Origin of the sequence: Scandinavium tedordense (assembly GCF_024764965.1) — a bacterium.
In the GTDB taxonomy this organism is placed as follows: Bacteria; Pseudomonadota; Gammaproteobacteria; order Enterobacterales; family Enterobacteriaceae; genus Scandinavium; species Scandinavium tedordense.
In genome coordinates this window covers 229785-245691 of record NZ_JALIGG010000051.1, presented here as the reverse complement: position 1 = coordinate 245691, position 15907 = coordinate 229785, and the positions used below count along the sequence as shown (strand labels likewise).

Sequence of the window (15907 nt, the reverse complement as noted above, 5' to 3'; positions counted from 1 at the left end):
CTTTGTTGTAATTGCGCCAGTTAGTGACTTTAAACTTCTGTTTTGCCATGGGACGACCCGTGTTGCCGGATGATGCGTGATCTGATCCTTTAACTCAGCAAAAGTTCGATTTATTCAACAAAGCCTCAGGAAGAACATGATGAAGCGATGTTGATATTGTCCAGCTCAGATGACAGACGGCGTGGGGCTGTGGTTATTTCCAAATGTGATAAATCTGGAAACAGTGATAACCAATAATAACGCCCTTATCGATATGAGAGAAGATAGTCTGAACATGAATTAATCTGATAAGCGCTTATAAATATCAGATCAAATAGTATGGGGTGGATAACAGAATAAGGACATTTTCGTACTCTCTTTTTACTGCTCTTAATATTCACATACGGCAACCATGACGTTGAAAGGGCGCACAGTATTGTGTCCACCGGTAGGAGTTCGGCGCTAATGAAGACTTCGTCGTTTCTGCCGTTCTCAATGGCGAATGTTTCCCCTGCCATGATGACCCGACAGGGGAAATCGCCGCTAGCGTCGATTCCAGGGCATCACGCTTAGCAAACGTGCCATTCCACAAAATCCACTGATGCCAGCAAACAGCAATCCTGCGCCGACAAAACCGGAAAGCAGGAAGAATGCCTGATGAACGCTGTAGCCCAGAATCACGCCAATCAGAATCAGCGTACCCGCCACGATTTGCACCTGACGCATAATGGGCAGCGGCTGAGATTTATCCTTCAGGATCGCTTCACCCGTTTTCTTCCAGCCGTTCAAACCACCTTCAAGAATAAACACTTTGGCCGGGGCAACCGCCAGCTCCAGTTTTTGCGCATTCTGAGCGGTACGCGTGCCAGACTGACAATAAAAAATCACCGTATCGTAGTCTTCGAACGGCCCAAGCCGGTCGCCATTTTCGATAGCGGAAAGCGAGAGTAAATGCGCTTCGGCAATATTTTCGCGAGCATATTCATCCGGCTCGCGAATGTCTATCAGGGCCGCGCCCTGTGCCAGAAGTGACCTGGCCTCTGCAGGGGAAAGTGAAGGGATGGTCATAGCGTTCCTTATTGATAACCCGTCATTTATGTTGGGCATCCTACCCTAATTATTCCTGTTCGTGTTTGTCGGGGGATCAATTTACGGGCCCGAATCCTCAGGCATTCAGGCCCGCGGTACTTACTCCTTGGCAATCTCCACGCCGGTGAAGGCATCGCTCACACCTTCTTTGTCGTGACGGGCAATCCAGCGATAGCAGCCTGCACTCAGGAACGCGCCGATGAACCAGCTAAAGTTTGCCACTTCATGCAGGGCCGGGATAAAGCTGATGATAAGCCCAACCGCCACCGACGGGGCAAGAGCGGCAATTGCTTTGGGGTTAAAGCCATTTTTGTACCAATAACGACCCGCAGGAGAAACGGTGAACAAGTCATCGACCACCACTTTTCCGCGCTTAATCAGATAAAAATCTGCCAGCAGAATCCCGAACAGTGGCCCGATAAATGCGCCAAGCACATCGAGCGTATAGTGAATCAGCTCCGGCGACTGGAACAAATTCCACGGCGTCAGCAGCACAGAGCCCACGGCGGCAATCATCCCACCGGTGCGGAAGCTGATTTTCTGCGGTGAACAGTTCGAGAAGTCGAATGCAGGAGAGACAAAGTTCGCCACGATATTGATCCCAATGGTAGCGGTGATCATCGTCAGCAGGCCAATGGCCATCGCGACGCTGTTGCCGACGTGGCTCACGGTTTCAATCGGGTCGGTAATCATGCGGCCAAACAGCGACTGCGAGCCGGAAACAATAATCACTGTCACAATCGAGAACAGCAGGAAGTTGAACGGGAGCCCCCAGCGGTTGCCGCGACGAATTTCCTGCATGCTTTTGCCGTAACGCGAGAAGTCGCCAAAGTTCAGCAGCGGGCCGGAAAAATAGGAAACAACCAGTGCCGTGGCGGTGATCATCTGCCAGGTTTGTTCTCCGGCACTCAGCTGTTTACTGGCAAGCGTAAAGGAAATGCCGTCCAGCCCGGTCTGATACAAAATCCAGCCCGCCAGCGCCATCATCACGATATACACCGCCGGACCGGCGATATCAATAAAGCGCTTAATGGCGCTCATACCGTGCCAGAACACCAGCGCCTGCAGCACCCACATAATGCCAAAACAGATCCAGCCCAAATGCGACAGACCGAGGAAATGGCCGATGGTCAACGAGACCAGAGAAGGCCAAAACTTCAGGCCGACCAGCATCAGCGCGTTGGCCGCCAGGTAGGTCTGGATGCCGTACCACGCAAAGGCAATCAGGCCGCGGATCACCGCCGGGATATTGGCGCCGAACACGCCAAACGCCTGACGGCAAATCACGGCGTAAGGCACGCCCGCCATTTGGCTGGGTTTCGCCACCAGGTTGGCGCACAGTTGCACGATACAAATACCCGCCAACAGGCAAAGCAGCACCTGCCAGCTTGCTAAGCCGAGAGTAAAGAAGCTTGCGGCCACCACGTAACCGCCCATGCTATGCACATCGGACATCCAGAACGAAAAAATGTTGTACCACGACCAACTCTGTTGCCGGGTTGGCGCCAGATCGTTGTTGGTCAATCTTGGACTGTAGCTCGATTTGTACTCTGGTTTCTGATTTGGCATGAAATCTGCTCCTTTAAAAAACAGATACTGACGGAATGTCTGCAACTTTCGTTGCATGAATCGGGCCAGATTCTGTTATCAAGGAATACAGGGCGTGAAAGGGCGATAATGCACACAAACGTGGCTGTGCGGGTACAGGATGTGCATTATTACAGTGCGGATAACCATTTTACTGCCCAGGTGTGGTGCTTCACGACAGGGCAAAACAACAAGAGGATGTCGTTCGATGCAACATTTGATTCAAGTGATCAACCCCAACACCAGCGCCGCCATGACACACACCATTGGCGAAGCCGCCCGCAGCGTCGCGGCTCCGGGCACCACCATTCTTGCGACCTGTCCGACAAAAGGCGTGGAGTCGATTGAAGGCCATTTTGATGAAGCCATCGCGGCGATCGGCGTGCTGGAGCAAATCAAACATGGTAAAGCGCAGGGCGCACACGGGCACGTGATTGCCTGCTTTGGCGATCCGGGTTTACTCGCAGCGCGTGAAATGGCCAGCGGGCCGGTGGTGGGCATTGCCGAAGCGGCGATGCACATGGCGACGCTGGTAGCGACACGCTTTTCCATCGTCACCACCTTGCCGCGTACGGTGATCATCGCCCGTCATTTACTGCAGCAATATGGTTTCGAACATCACTGCGCGGCGCTGCACGCCATCGATTTACCTGTGCTGGCGCTGGAAGATGGCACGGGTCTTGCTCAGATGAAGGTACGCGAGCGCTGTATTCAGGCAAAACGCGAAGACGGCAGCGGGGCGATTGTCCTTGGCTGCGGCGGCATGGCGAACCTTGCCCGCGAGCTGACACAAGAACTGGGTATCCCGGTGATTGATGGCGTAACGGCGGCGGTGAAAATGGTGGAATCGCTTGTGGCGCTGGGTCTTGGCACCAGCAAATACGGCGACCTCGCGTACCCCAATAACAAGCCGCTGAGCGGAGGCTTCGAAATGCTGAGCTGACGACGGCGGTCATCTGATAAAGAGGTCGAATTAACATGCAATCAGCAACGGACAAGCGCGTCTGGCATTTTACCGAAAACTACCCTCGTGACATGGCGGGCTACGCCGGCCAACCGCCTCATGCACAGTGGCCAGGCGGTGCGCGCATCGCCGTCCAGTTTGTACTTAATTTTGAAGAGGGCGGAGAAAACCACGTCCTGCACGGTGACAGCGGATCCGAACAGTTTCTGTCTGACATCATTGGTGCGCCCAGTTTCCCCGACAAACATATGTCGATGGATTCCCTCTACGAATACGGCTCCCGAGCTGGGTTCTGGCGCATTCATCAGGAATTTCAAAAGCGCGGTTTACCATTGACGGTGTTCGGCGTGGCGATGGCCCTGGCGCGTAACCCGGCCATCGTCGACGCCATAAAAGCTGCAGACTACGACGTGGTCAGCCACGGCTGGCGCTGGATCCACTATCAGCATCTCGATATTCAAACCGAACGCCAGCACATGCAGCAGGCAGTCGAAATTCTCGAAGCGCTGTTTGGCCAAAAGCCGCTCGGCTGGTACACCGGGCGCGACAGCCCGAACACCCGCCAACTGGTGGCAGAGCAGGGCGGTTTTCTCTACGACAGCGATTATTATGGCGACGATTTGCCGTTCTGGACCACGGTCAACAGCCAACCCCATCTGATAGTGCCTTACACCCTGGATGCCAACGACATGCGCTTCGCCACCGCGCAGGGTTTCAACACCGCCGAGCAGTTTTACACTTATCTGAAAGACAGTTTCGATGTGCTATATGAAGAAGGGGAAACGTCGCCAAAAATGATGTCGATTGGCATGCACTGCCGCTTGTTAGGCAGACCGGGACGTTTTCGCGCGTTGCAGCGTTTTCTGGATTATGTGCAGAGCCACGATGATGTATGGATTTGCCGCCGTCAGGATATCGCCGAACACTGGGTGAAAACGCACCCGTTCAACGGTACCGTCTGACATATCGGGGCGCCATCACTCTGACCCTCTCCCTCTGGCGAGGGTCAGAGAAAAACGTACCGGCTAAAAAATTATCCCATCAAACTCACATGCGCCGCCACAATGCGCCAGCCGCAGGGGAATTTCACCCAGGTCTGCATCTGGCGACCGACGCGCTCGCTGTTCTCACGTGTAAACTCGGTACTTGCCACCGCCATGTCCTCACCGTACGTGGTGATCGTCGTATGGCGCAGCAGCCGATCCAACCCCTTTGAAAGCCGCGAATTACGGAAATTACGGATCTCCGTAATTCCATACAAATTCTCCGTCGCGCCGTAGCGCACCGTTCGCCCGTCATCCCAAAACAGCTCATCCAGCACCGTAATATCATTGCTGATTAAGGCTTTTTCATAACGATAAAATGCGGCGGTCACGTCGTTTAGCGCCGTCGGGCGGTCAATGTTTTCGGGCGTCATACGTCTTCCTGTTGATAAAGAATACCGGCTTGTTCAAGTTGCCAGGCGGCTTGCAAACACTGCGCTTCCTGCCACGGCGCGCCAATAATCTGCACGCCAATTGGCAAACCGCTGTGGGTTTTGAGCGGTACGCTGACCACCGGTAAACCCAGAAACGAAATTGGCTGCGTCAGCATACCCATGCTGGCTTTGGTCGGCAGCTCGATACCGTTAATGCGCATCGTGTTGTCACCAATCTGCGTCGCGCTGCAAGGCGTCGCCGGGGCGATTAGCAGGTCAAAATCATTAAACAGCGGCAACGTCGTATCGCGAAACCATGCCCGGAAGCGCTGGGCCTGGGTGTACCAGGCTGATGGTGTCATCGCGCCGGCCAGCAGGCGTTCACGGGAGTTAGGCTCAAAGCGTTCTGCATCGCTACGCAGCGCGGGTAAATAGTGGTTTCCGCCTTCCGCTGCCGACAGCAAAAAAGCGGCGGAACGGGCCAGCGCCACGTTCGGCAGTTCCAGTTTGTCACTTGCGCCAAGCGCGTGTGCCACTCGAGCCACCGCATCGCGGGCGCTACAGTCGCTCCATTCATCAAACCAGCCGCCCAGCACGGCGCAGCGCAGATTGGTTTTCTGTGACAGGATAGATGAAACGGGTGAAACCTCCCGGGAGGACTGCCATTTATCATCCGGATCGTGGCCTTGCAAGGCATCATAAACGTGGGCCAGATCGTCGGTAAAGCGTGCCAGCGGGCCGATGTGATCGAGGCTGGCGACAAACGGATGGCTACCGGATCGCGACAAACGACCAAACGTCGGCTTCAGACCCAGCACGCCGCACAGAGACGCGGGCACGCGGATCGAGCCATTGGTGTCGGTACCAAGGGTAAAATTCACCAGTTTTGCTGCTACCGCTGCGGCTGACCCACCGGATGAACCACCTGCAATGCGGTTCAAATCGCGCGGGTTACGGGTCGCACCGTAATGGCTGTTTTCCGTGGTAAAACCGTAGGCGTAGGCGTCCATATTCAGCGCCCCCGCAAGCGTCGCGCCCGCGCGTTGCAGCTGCTGCACGGCAAACGCATCAGCTGCAACGGGCGGCATTTCGCTGAACAGTTTCGCCCCTGCGAGCGTGGTCACGCCTTCGATATCAAATAAATTTTTCACCGCAAATGGCACGCCAGCGAGCGGCGGGAGGGCCTCTCCTTGATGCAGACGCGCGTCAATCTCAGCGGCTTCGCGCAGCATGCGTTCTGCCGTGACTTCGGTGAAGGCGTTCACCTGCGGGTTATCCCGCTTAATGCGAGCCAGCGTCTGCTGCGCCAGCTCCACCGCGCTGAACTGGTGGTAGCGTAGTCCTTGCTGAATGTCCCGAATGCTCAGTGTCATAGTTGATACACTCCTGCACCTTCCTGGCGGTGCGGCAGCTCAAACGCCATCAACGGCGCGGCCATCGAGGCAATCCGGCTAAGCTGAACCGCCAGCTCTGCCCGGCGCGGCGTATCCAGCGGCACCGCCAACAGCTGTTCCATCAGCAGAATATATTCAGGCCAGTTAAACGCATTCTCGTTCATCATCACTCCTTAGAATCCTGCTGCGCTGCCGTTGCTGCGCGGATCGTATGCACCTTCCAACATACCGTTGGGGTGGCGGACAATCGCCCCGGCGTGGCCCATCGCTTCACTCATGCCTGGCAGCCATTCTACGTCGTGCCCTTTTTCCCGCAGCGCGGTGAAAGTGGCTTCGCTGAAACGCCCCTCCAGCTTGAGCGAATCGGTCGACTGGCCCCAGGTGCGACCCAAAAGCCAGCGCGGAGCGGCAACCGCTTCCTGCAACGGCATGCCCTGAATCACATGACGGGTGAAAATCGCCGCCTGAGTTTGCGGCTGACCGTCGCCGCCCATGGTGCCGTACACCATCGTGCGACCGTCTTTCAGCCGTGCTGCCGCTGGGTTGAGGGTATGGAAAGGCTGTTTGCCCGGCGCCAGCGCCAGCAGGTGATCCGGGTCGAGGCTGAACGCCGCGCCGCGGTTTTGCAGCAGAATGCCACTTTCGGGCAGTACCACGCCGCTGCCAAACTCGTGATAAATACTCTGAATAAACGACACCGCCAGCCCGGAGCCGTCGATAACACCGAGCCAGACGGTATCACCTGGACCTTTGCCTTTGCCCCACGGCGCGGCGTGATTATCGTCAATGCTGGCCGCCATCTCCTGCAACGGGGCGGCTTCCAGCAAGCTTTGCACCGGCAGCGTCACATGGCGCGGGTCGGTGATGTATTTATCGCGCAGGCTAAATGCGCGTTTGGTGGCTTCCACGATGCGGTGGATGGTCTGTACCTCGTTGGCGTTGGCCATGTCGAGGTGATCGGTAATGCCGAGGATCGCCAGCGACACCAGCCCCTGGGTCGGCGGCGTGATATTGAAAATGTCGCCCAGCTGGTGGTTGAGCTTCAGCGGCACGCGACGGCGCGCGCGATGTCCGGCGAGGTCCTGCCCCGTCAGCGGACACCCGGTGGCCTGTAATTCTTCTGCCATCAGTTGCGCCAGCGGCCCGCGATAAAAGCTATCGAGCCCGTCATTCGCCAGGCGCGTCAAGGTACGGGCAAGGCGCGGCTGGCAGAAACGGCTGCCTGCTGAGGGTACTTCGCCACGCTGTAAAAAGGTACCGGCAAATCCCGGCACGCCGGAAAGCTCATGATATTTATTCTTCGTGGCGCTCGCCTGTGAACAGGTCACCGGAATGCCGTCAGCGGCATAGCGAATCGCATCTGCCAGCAGACGTGAAAGCGGAAGCTGCCCGCCGCCCAGTCCAGCAGAGACTTTCAGTGCTTCATCCCAACCGCTCACGGTGCCTGGCACGGTCAGCGCGGCTTTCGCCCCGCGATGGGGAATGCTGGCGTGACCATCGTAATACGAAAGCGTCGCTTGCGCCCCGGAGGCACCGCTGGCGTCAATGGCAATCGGCTCGCCGCCTGGCGGAACAATCAGCCAGAAACCGTCGCCACCAATGCCGTTCATGTGGGGATACACCACGGCAATGGTCGCCGCCGCCGCCACCATCGCTTCGATGGCATCGCCGCCGTGACGCAACACTGAAAGCGCCGATTCGCTTGCGAGATGATGAGGGGTTACCGCCATGGCACCGGGGGCCAAATTACTTTGCATGATGTTTCTCCGTGGAAGCTCTTCTTTCTCATCAGGCAAAAAACGTTCCAGATTGACGAGTGAGCTTTAGCTGTGTCAGCCTGAGTTGAAACGAAAGTTGCAGGAGACGGGATATGCAGCAGCTGGATGAGCGCCTGAGGGCGTGTTACAACGAACTTTCTCCACAGGAACAGCGCGTGGCCTCGTTCATCATGGATCACTTTGACGATCTGGTGAGCTACAACAGCGCCGAGCTGGCGCGGCTCAGCGGGGTATCCAAGGCCACCGTCAGTCGCCTGTTCCGGCATCTGGGCTATGAGCGCTTCAAAGATATGCGCGACGAGCTGCGAACACTGCGCCAGAGCGGGATGCCACTCACCGGAGATCGTGATGCGGTGCAGGGTAACACGCTGCTGGCGCGTCACTATAAACAGGAAATGGCGAATCTCACCCAATGGGTCAACGCGCTGGATGCCGACCTGTTCGCCGAAGTGGTCGCCGCACTCAGCGCCGCCAAGCGTGTGTTTATCGTCGGCCTGCGCAACAGCAGCCCGGTGGCGCTGCATCTGCGCCAGCAGCTGATGCAAAGCCGTGGCAACGTTTGGCTAATGCCGCAGCCCGGGCAGACTCTGGCGGAAGAAGTGGTGGATATCACCCCGGATGATTTGGTTATTGTGGTGGCATTTCGTCGCCGTCCACGGGTGATCCGCCCGTTGCTCGAGACGTTGCAGGCCCAACAGGCGCAGGTGCTGGTGCTAAGCGAACCGCAGGCTGCCGGGATCCGCGCCCGCAGCCGCTGGCATTTTGCGACCCCGCTGGACAGCGTCTCGGCGTTCGACAGCTACAGTAGCGCCATGAGCCTGGTGAACTTACTCTCCAACGCCTTATTGCACAGTACGCTCAGCGACGGACGGCAGCGCATTCATCACATCGCCGATCTCTATCACACCCTCGACGAACTGGAACAGCGCTAAATGCCCTGCGATGGTGCAATTGCACCTGCACAGGGTTCCGTTTTGAATCAATGCGGTGCGGGGTAATGGGCCTGAATCAAGTGTAAAGCGGAAAAAATGCTCTGGCACATTCGTTGCAAAAACGATATTAAAGAATCTTTCGTTTCAATAACCGGTTTCCAGACCAAAGGATGTGTCTATGTTCGAGGTTCAGCCATTTACGCCCATTAATCCGCCTCACCGCCTGCTGATGGGGCCGGGGCCGATCAATGCCGATCCGCGCGTGCTGCGCGCCATGTCCAGCCAGCTGATCGGGCAATACGATCCGGTGATGACCGGCTACATGAACGAAGTGATGGCGCTGTATCGTGGAGTGTTCCGCACTGAAAATCGCTGGACGATGCTGGTGGATGGGACCTCCCGCGCCGGAATAGAGGCGATTCTGCTGTCGGCCATTCGTCCGGGCGATAAAGTGCTGGTCCCGGTGTTTGGCCGCTTCGGCCATCTGCTGTGTGAAATTGCCCGCCGCTGTCGGGCCGAAGTCCATGCCATCGAAGTGCCATGGGGCGAGGTGTTTAGCGCCGATCGTATTGAAGATGAGATCAAACGCGTAAAACCGCGTCTGCTACTGACGGTGCAGGGCGATACTTCCACCACCATGCTGCAACCGCTGGAAAATCTGGGTGAAATTTGCCGTCGTCACGGCGTGCTGTTTTATACCGATGCTACTGCGTCGCTCGGCGGCAACGCGCTCGAAACCGATGCCTGGGGGCTGGACGCGGTCTCCGCCGGGTTACAGAAATGCCTCGGCGGCCCATCGGGCAGTTCGCCGATCACGCTCAGCGCCGAAATGGAAGCGACGATCCGCGCGCGAAAATGCATAGAGCAGGGGATCCGCACCGATCTGCATCAGGATGGCGAAGACGAAATGATTTGGTCTAATTATTTCGATCTCGGCATGGTAATGGACTACTGGGGCCCGGAGCGCCTGAACCACCACACTGAAGCCACCAGTATGCTGTTCGCTGCCCGGGAATGCGCACGGATCATGTTGGAAGAAGGAATGGACGCGCTGATCGCCCGCCACGAACTGCATGGCCGCGCGATGCTGAACGGCATTCAGGGCATGGGGCTCGAGGTGTTCGGCGATATCTCCCACAAAATGAACAACGTACTTGGAGTGGTGATTCCTGCAGGCGTACACGGCGAAGAAGTGCGTCAGCGCCTGCTCAACGATTTCCACATCGAAATTGGCACCTCATTTGGCCCGTTGGCGGGCAAAATCTGGCGTATCGGCACCATGGGCTACAACGCGCGTAAAGACTGCGTATTGCAGACCCTGACCGCGCTGGAAGCGGTACTGAACCGTCTGGGCTTCGCTACCACTCAGGGCGCTGCGATGCAGGCGGCCTGGGACACCTACGAGGGGTGATTGATGCAAAAGAACGTGATGCCAATGACGCCCGAAGAAGCCCGGCTGGCGGCGGCGCGTGTAATGGCGCGCAGCGATAAGCTGGCTGAAATCAGTGCCACGCCCGGGGAACTCACCCGGGTGTACCTCTCGCCGGAACATTTACAGGCTAACGCGCGCGTCGCGCAGTGGATGGCCGAGGCGGGCATGACCACCTGGCAGGATGCGGTGGGCAATATTTGCGGGCGCTACGAAGCGCAACAGGAAGGCGCGCCCGCGCTGCTGCTCGGTTCGCATCTGGATACGGTGCGCAACGCCGGTCGCTACGACGGCATGCTCGGGGTGTTGACGGCCATTGAGGTCGTGGCGTGGCTGAACCAGCATCAGGTGCGTGCGGAGCAGGCGATTGAAATCGTCGGTTTCGGCGACGAAGAAGGCACCCGTTTTGGCATCACGCTGCTCGGCAGTCGTGGGCTGACCGGCACCTGGCCGCCGGAATGGCTGGATTGCAGTGATGCGCAGGGCATCAGCGTGGCGCAGGCGATGGTTAACGCCGGGCTGGACCCGTCCAGAATCGCCCACGCAGCGCGTTTACCGCAAGAATTTAGCGCCAGTCTGGAACTGCATATCGAGCAGGGACCGGTGCTGGAAGGCGCAAATTTAGCACTGGGCGTGGTGACCGCCATCAATGGCGCGCGTCGCCTGAACTGTCGTTTCGACGGTGAAGCCGGGCATGCCGGAACGGTGCCAATGAATCTGCGCCGCGATGCATTGGCCGGGGCCGCTGAATGGATGGTGGCTGTCGAACAGCTGACCCGGACGAGCGACCCGACGCTGGTGGCGACGGTCGGCACGCTGAATTGCCAGCCAGGTGCGGTGAACGTCATTCCCGGCAGCGTCTCGCTGACCCTCGATATTCGCAGCCCGTCCGATGAAACGCGCGAAGTGTTGCTGATTAAGCTGCTGGAAAAAGCGCAGCAGATTGCGCAGCAGCGCGGCCTGATTTTCTCCCATGATATTTTTTACACCACGCCCGCCACACCGTGCGATCCGGGGCTGCAGGACACGCTGATTCGCGCCTGCGAAAAAGTGCAGGGCAGAGCGCTAACGCTGCCGAGTGGAGCCGGACACGATTCGATGGCGCTGGCTGAATACTGGCCGGTGGCGATGCTGTTTGTGCGCTGCGCGGGTGGCATCAGTCATCATCCTGCGGAATCCGTCGAGGCAAGTGACGTCGCGGTAGCGTTGCAGGCGTTCAGCCTGGCGGTGCAGGAAATTGTGCTGCCGGATGCATTGCAGCAGTTCAATGCCGCCAGTCCGGAACAGGCGACAGCGATGATTGCGGCCTGCGTTGCGCTGCCGGAATGGCAACATGCGTTGGTGGCGGCGCGACCCTTTTCGAGCGTTGAACGTGTGCTGGAAACCGCTGTCGCGCTGAGCGAACGCTGGCGGTTAGCGGAGCTGGACATTGCTCTGGCAGCGCATCCGCGCATTGGTGATAAACCGAAAGGCATTTCAGCGGAATCGGCATTTTCACGTCAGGAGCAGTCTTCCGTCAATCGCCATGATGCGGCGCTGTCACAGGCACTGGCGCAAGGGAATGCCGAATATGAAACGCGGTTTGGTCGCGTGTTCCTGATCCGCGCCAAAGGGCGCAGCGGGGAAGAAATCCTCTCGATTCTGCAACAGCGACTGAAAAATACCGAGGCTGATGAAGTGCAGGAGGCGCTGCGGCAGCTGCGACAAATTACCCAACTTCGACTGGAAGGAGTGTTTGCCCGATGAGCCATATTTCGACTCATATCCTGGATACGTCGCTTGGAAAACCGGCGGCGGGCGTGATGATTCGCCTGGAGCAGCAAACGGAAAGCGGCTGGCAGTTGTTGAAGGAGGCAGAAACCAATGCTGACGGGCGCATTGGTTCGATGGCCGAAGGCGATTTAGCCCCAGGGCGCTATCGACTGACGGCGGAGATTGGGCAGTGGTTTGCGCAAACCGGGCGGGAGACGCTGTATCCGTCGGCACAAATTGACGTCACCTTGCCGCGTAGTGGAGACCACTATCATTTGCCGTTTCTGATTGCCCCTTGGGGCTGGTCAACGTATCGCGGGTCGTGAAAGCCCCCTCATCCTGGCCTTCTACCCGTGGGGAGAGGGCTGGGGTGAGGGCGCCACGCGCTTACAAACGACATCAACCCGGCCAGGTTTTAATAATTTCCAGTACGCCGTTAATGATGAACTGCACCCCCATACAAATCAGCAAAAAGCCCATCAACCGAGAAATAGCCTCAATCCCACTTTTTCCGGCAATACGCATAATCGAACCGGAGCAGCGCAGGCTTCCCCACAAAATGAGACTGACCAGCCCGAATATAACCGGCGGAGCCACCAGGATAATCCAGGGGGCATAATCGATGCCGTGCTGAATGGTCGACGCGGAACTGATGATCATCGCGATAGTCCCTGGCCCCGCCGTGCTTGGCATAGCCAGTGGAACGAACGCGATATTGGTATCCGGCTCTTCGTTTAATTCTTCCGCTTTAATTTTTGCTTCCGGAGACTCATAGGCCTTTTCCTTTGGAAACAACATATAAAACCCGATTAACCCGACGATAAGCCCGCCTGCTATCCGCAATCCCGGGATAGAAATCCCGAAGGTGTTCATCACCACCTGACCCGCGTAATAGGCACCCATCATAATCAGAAAGACGTTAAGCGAGGCGATGAGTGCGGTACGGTTGCGGGCTTTTTCGTTCATGTTTCCCGACAGACCCAGAAACAGCGCGACCGTGGTTAACGGGTTCGCCAGAGGCAACAGCACCATCAACCCAAGTCCGACCGCTTGTAAAAACGCCATCATGTTATATGTCCTTCAAACAAACGTGTATGCGGTCCCCTTTAAAGGAACGGGCTCGGCAAGACCGGAATAAACATAAATTTAAGGTTCCAGCGGGAGCCGATATCGTCGGGTGATATAACAGAATATTGCAGCTCAGCGGCAAAGCGTACCGGGAGTTTGCCTATTTTGACGACGTTGGAATAACCTAAACCTATCGGAAGCGTTAAGCGGTCGCCCTGTTTTTTCTTCCAGTCAATGGTGATATCGGGACTCATCCCGATCAATTCGGTGCCGCTCAAACGGTAGTTAATGAAATACTGAATATCGGTATGGTTGGTATCTTTTCGGTTACTTTTATTATCTGCAGACCACCAGTGCTGTGCCAATAATCCCAGGTTAGTTCCGCCGGGATGAGGGGCTAATTTTGCTAATAGCAATGCCGGACCAACCTGATAATGGCCTTGTCCCTGGAAGTCATTTTCTGCCGTATCGAAGAGCTGCGTTGCACCTACCCCCCAGATGAAACCATCCTCCCGGTTCGGGCCTACGAGGGTTAACAGACCGGTATCGCCCATGCCGCTGGTTCTGCCGTGGGCAAACATCGCCCCATCTCCGTGAACTGAAACATCGCCCAAATTAGGGGTGTTATAGAACTGAAACACCGGCCTGACGATGAAGTTCCAGTCTTGTTGACCAAACTTTAATGGAAAGGACATTACGGGCTGAATAGTGGTGCGGGAGACCGTGCCGTTGAATTTGTCGCCTCTGAAGGTGGTGTTGTCATATTGCGTCCAGAACATCCAGGCAGCGCCAATTGGATTGGCCGTCATTTTTGCAATTTTTTCCATTTCCTCAGGCGATGGGCCATCTTTATCAGCGGCATGGCCCAGGCTTGAAAAACAAACCGTACTGGCGAAAAGATATAATAAAGCTTTTTTCTTGAGCATAAATAAAACCCTGGCGTGTAGATAGGCAGGGGTAATCCCCCTGAATAATTAGGTAAATGTGAAAGGATAAATTCAACCATTAAGGTTGATGAAAGTATTAAATCTTATTGGGTAATGGTTTGAGTATTTTTATCAGGCGTGCATGTTTTATTTCAATGTATCCGTTCTTCTTTAGTGCGGCCAGGATTTTAAAGACATAACTGTTCGATAAATTAGTCCGTTTCAATATGTAGTTAGCCAAGCCTTGGGTGACATGAATTTCATTGAGGTAAAGTTCGATTAATTCTTTCACCACTTTGTAGCCATTGCCGCCATGCCTAATGTCATAGATATTGGCGAGCTTATCAATAAGGGAGTAAATTAGTGCCGAGAAAACAACGCCACGATATACCTGATCGGGATTACTGATTTCAAATATTTTATGAATGGGTATTTTGGCAATGATTACATCGCTTTCGGTCCGGCAATAAAACGGCTGCGTTGACATGATTTTTTCATCTTCCATCGCGGGCATACCGTAAAAGGCATGATCGACAAATTTCCCCGTGCCTTTATAATAAATGCCGAGCAGTCCGGAAAGAACAAAACCGACTTCTGCTTTCTCTAAATTTAACGATTGGCCTTTACTGTATCGCATTTGTACTCCATGCGATTTTACAAACTCCATGAATGCGTTAAATTCATCAGTACTATAGAGGTTAAAGTTATTTTCCTTTTTCATCCTCTCTCCCATAATTCTGACTGTTTAATTACACAGGTTGCGTGTTCCGTCGGACAGTATAACAGAGTACTTCTACCCGTCTAAGCTTACTGAAATTGAGCTAAAAGTAAAATTATAAAATGAAACCATATGTCATAGTAGATATTTCTTACACAAGTGCCCGCTATAGCACAGCGCAGCGCATTTCGCTGGCTGGTGATATTGCCTTGAGGGAGAAAGGTCTCATATGAGATATTATTTCAGAAATGAGTCGATGACGGCGTTGACATCGTTTTTCACAACGTCATACTGCGTAGCATATCAGGGGATATATCTCATGAGTCTGTAATATTTCGGGCAGCATAATACCATGACGAAAAAATTAACTTCCAAATCCGTGCTCATTATAGCTTTGGCATTTATTGCTGGTGGCATTGCCTGGTTTTCTGCACAGCATTATAAGGCTGAGAGCAAACACATTGCGCAGGAAAATAAACAGTATGCGGTCGCGCTGAATCATCTTCGCGAAGAGATAAAACAATTAAATCAAACATCGGTTAATCATCAAATTCATAAAAACACCCGACTGGACAGCGCCAGTATGAATGCGCGGGATAAGGTGGCGATTTATGAACTCACGTTGCTCGACGTTTCTCAGGCTGATGTTCGTCACATCAGCGACGGTCAAAAATCAAAAATTAAAGCCGTAGAGAAACAGAATCTCATTCAGAAACTGAAAGCCGATGTTCATACCGGTCCGCTGTTTGAACATGGCTGGTCAATGAAGTTTATCCAAAAGACCCGTGAAGGCGAACTGCTGAGTGCGATTACGATTACCCACGACGATATGCTGCAAGCACCCGCGGGCGACCGTCACAACGTTATCTGAATA

Annotated in this window: 16 protein-coding genes and 1 pseudogene; 7 read left to right on the top strand and 10 right to left on the bottom strand. The window is 55.2% G+C overall.

All coding sequences use genetic code 11. The features are described from left to right. From MUU46_RS23100 to MUU46_RS06350, 3 genes and pseudogenes are all read right to left on the bottom strand, one after another. Window positions 1–114: pseudogene (locus MUU46_RS23100) on the bottom strand (hypothetical protein); the annotation flags it as partial. Window positions 115–522: 408 nt separating this feature from the next. Beyond that, entirely contained in the window at window positions 523–1047 is a 525-nt protein-coding gene (locus MUU46_RS06355; RefSeq protein ID WP_258965110.1) for a rhodanese family protein, read from the bottom strand. A gap of 120 nt (window positions 1048–1167) precedes the next feature. Continuing rightward, window positions 1168–2637 (bottom strand): NCS1 family nucleobase:cation symporter-1, encoded by a 1470-nt coding sequence (locus MUU46_RS06350; RefSeq protein WP_258965109.1) that lies wholly within the window; start codon window positions 2635–2637, stop codon window positions 1168–1170. Between the two features lie 226 nt (window positions 2638–2863). Between MUU46_RS06350 and hpxA the strand changes: the two genes are divergently transcribed. Beyond that, the gene (hpxA, locus tag MUU46_RS06345; RefSeq protein WP_159752147.1) at window positions 2864–3598 is read left to right on the top strand and encodes an allantoin racemase; all 735 of its coding nucleotides are present in this window, start codon (window positions 2864–2866) and stop codon (window positions 3596–3598) included. Window positions 3599–3633: 35 nt separating this feature from the next. Further along, window positions 3634–4581 carry an allantoinase PuuE gene (gene puuE, locus MUU46_RS06340; protein ID WP_258965108.1) on the top strand — a complete coding sequence of 316 codons (948 nt, stop codon included), beginning with the start codon at window positions 3634–3636 and terminating at the stop codon, window positions 4579–4581. A gap of 71 nt (window positions 4582–4652) precedes the next feature. Here the strand turns inward: puuE and hpxZ are convergent, their stop codons facing one another. Genes hpxZ through MUU46_RS06320 form a run of 4 tightly spaced genes read right to left on the bottom strand, consistent with a single transcriptional unit; the run spans window position 4653 to window position 8190 of the window. Further along, window positions 4653–5036, bottom strand: coding sequence for an oxalurate catabolism protein HpxZ (gene hpxZ / locus MUU46_RS06335; RefSeq protein WP_258965107.1), 384 nt, complete (start codon window positions 5034–5036; stop codon window positions 4653–4655). Beyond that, window positions 5033–6409: an AtzE family amidohydrolase gene (locus MUU46_RS06330; protein ID WP_258965106.1), complete on the bottom strand. Its 1377-nt coding sequence runs from the start codon at window positions 6407–6409 to the stop codon at window positions 5033–5035. The genes hpxZ and MUU46_RS06330 overlap by 4 nt, the downstream gene beginning before the upstream one ends. Further along, the gene (gene hpxX / locus MUU46_RS06325; protein ID WP_258965116.1) at window positions 6406–6594 is read right to left on the bottom strand and encodes an oxalurate catabolism protein HpxX; all 189 of its coding nucleotides are present in this window, start codon (window positions 6592–6594) and stop codon (window positions 6406–6408) included. The genes MUU46_RS06330 and hpxX overlap by 4 nt, the downstream gene beginning before the upstream one ends. Before the next feature lie 9 nt (window positions 6595–6603). Continuing rightward, window positions 6604–8190 (bottom strand): gamma-glutamyltransferase family protein, encoded by a 1587-nt coding sequence (locus MUU46_RS06320; RefSeq protein WP_258965115.1) that lies wholly within the window; start codon window positions 8188–8190, stop codon window positions 6604–6606. Between the two features lie 110 nt (window positions 8191–8300). On the opposite strand from MUU46_RS06320, the gene MUU46_RS06315 reads away from it, so the two are divergent. The 4 genes from MUU46_RS06315 to uraH all read left to right on the top strand — a co-directional run bounded on the left by MUU46_RS06315 (window position 8301) and on the right by uraH (window position 12647). Further along, window positions 8301–9140, top strand: a complete 840-nt coding sequence (locus tag MUU46_RS06315) for a MurR/RpiR family transcriptional regulator (RefSeq protein WP_258965105.1) — start codon at window positions 8301–8303, stop codon at window positions 9138–9140. A gap of 178 nt (window positions 9141–9318) precedes the next feature. Beyond that, window positions 9319–10551: a pyridoxal-phosphate-dependent aminotransferase family protein gene (gene pucG / locus MUU46_RS06310; protein WP_159752158.1), complete on the top strand. Its 1233-nt coding sequence runs from the start codon at window positions 9319–9321 to the stop codon at window positions 10549–10551. Window positions 10552–10569: 18 nt separating this feature from the next. Next, window positions 10570–12315, top strand: a complete 1746-nt coding sequence (gene hpxK, locus MUU46_RS06305) for an allantoate amidohydrolase (RefSeq protein ID WP_374684992.1) — start codon at window positions 10570–10572, stop codon at window positions 12313–12315. Further along, entirely contained in the window at window positions 12312–12647 is a 336-nt protein-coding gene (uraH, locus tag MUU46_RS06295) for a hydroxyisourate hydrolase (protein WP_159752161.1), read from the top strand. The genes hpxK and uraH overlap by 4 nt, the downstream gene beginning before the upstream one ends. A 73-nt stretch (window positions 12648–12720) precedes the next feature. On the opposite strand, the gene MUU46_RS06290 is transcribed toward uraH, so the two are convergent. The 3 genes from MUU46_RS06290 to MUU46_RS06280 all read right to left on the bottom strand — a co-directional run bounded on the left by MUU46_RS06290 (window position 12721) and on the right by MUU46_RS06280 (window position 15036). Beyond that, window positions 12721–13389 carry a MarC family NAAT transporter gene (locus tag MUU46_RS06290; RefSeq protein WP_258965104.1) on the bottom strand — a complete coding sequence of 223 codons (669 nt, stop codon included), beginning with the start codon at window positions 13387–13389 and terminating at the stop codon, window positions 12721–12723. A gap of 38 nt (window positions 13390–13427) precedes the next feature. Then, window positions 13428–14315, bottom strand: coding sequence for a hypothetical protein (locus MUU46_RS06285; protein WP_258965103.1), 888 nt, complete (start codon window positions 14313–14315; stop codon window positions 13428–13430). Between the two features lie 97 nt (window positions 14316–14412). Continuing rightward, window positions 14413–15036, bottom strand: a complete 624-nt coding sequence (locus tag MUU46_RS06280; protein ID WP_159752167.1) for a helix-turn-helix domain-containing protein — start codon at window positions 15034–15036, stop codon at window positions 14413–14415. A gap of 349 nt (window positions 15037–15385) precedes the next feature. On the opposite strand from MUU46_RS06280, the gene MUU46_RS06275 reads away from it, so the two are divergent. Next, window positions 15386–15904 (top strand): hypothetical protein, encoded by a 519-nt coding sequence (locus MUU46_RS06275; RefSeq protein ID WP_258965102.1) that lies wholly within the window; start codon window positions 15386–15388, stop codon window positions 15902–15904. The last annotated feature ends 3 nt before the right edge of the window (window positions 15905–15907 follow it).

What these genes read in the sequence shown, in the direction of transcription:
- MUU46_RS06275 (WP_258965102.1), top strand. Translation starts at nt 15,386, where the DNA reads ATGACGAAAAAATTAACTTCCAAATCCGTGCTCATTATAGCTTTGGCA.
- MUU46_RS06280 (WP_159752167.1), bottom strand. Translation starts at nt 15,036, where the DNA reads ATGAAAAAGGAAAATAACTTTAACCTCTATAGTACTGATGAATTTAAC.
- MUU46_RS06285 (WP_258965103.1), bottom strand. Translation starts at nt 14,315, where the DNA reads ATGCTCAAGAAAAAAGCTTTATTATATCTTTTCGCCAGTACGGTTTGT.
- pucG (WP_159752158.1), top strand. Translation starts at nt 9,319, where the DNA reads ATGTTCGAGGTTCAGCCATTTACGCCCATTAATCCGCCTCACCGCCTG.
- MUU46_RS06290 (WP_258965104.1), bottom strand. Translation starts at nt 13,389, where the DNA reads ATGATGGCGTTTTTACAAGCGGTCGGACTTGGGTTGATGGTGCTGTTG.
- hpxZ (WP_258965107.1), bottom strand. Translation starts at nt 5,036, where the DNA reads ATGACGCCCGAAAACATTGACCGCCCGACGGCGCTAAACGACGTGACC.
- hpxX (WP_258965116.1), bottom strand. Translation starts at nt 6,594, where the DNA reads ATGAACGAGAATGCGTTTAACTGGCCTGAATATATTCTGCTGATGGAA.
- MUU46_RS06315 (WP_258965105.1), top strand. Translation starts at nt 8,301, where the DNA reads ATGCAGCAGCTGGATGAGCGCCTGAGGGCGTGTTACAACGAACTTTCT.
- MUU46_RS06330 (WP_258965106.1), bottom strand. Translation starts at nt 6,409, where the DNA reads ATGACACTGAGCATTCGGGACATTCAGCAAGGACTACGCTACCACCAG.
- MUU46_RS06350 (WP_258965109.1), bottom strand. Translation starts at nt 2,637, where the DNA reads ATGCCAAATCAGAAACCAGAGTACAAATCGAGCTACAGTCCAAGATTG.
- puuE (WP_258965108.1), top strand. Translation starts at nt 3,634, where the DNA reads ATGCAATCAGCAACGGACAAGCGCGTCTGGCATTTTACCGAAAACTAC.
- uraH (WP_159752161.1), top strand. Translation starts at nt 12,312, where the DNA reads ATGAGCCATATTTCGACTCATATCCTGGATACGTCGCTTGGAAAACCG.
- MUU46_RS06355 (WP_258965110.1), bottom strand. Translation starts at nt 1,047, where the DNA reads ATGACCATCCCTTCACTTTCCCCTGCAGAGGCCAGGTCACTTCTGGCA.
- hpxK (WP_374684992.1), top strand. Translation starts at nt 10,570, where the DNA reads ATGCCAATGACGCCCGAAGAAGCCCGGCTGGCGGCGGCGCGTGTAATG.
- hpxA (WP_159752147.1), top strand. Translation starts at nt 2,864, where the DNA reads ATGCAACATTTGATTCAAGTGATCAACCCCAACACCAGCGCCGCCATG.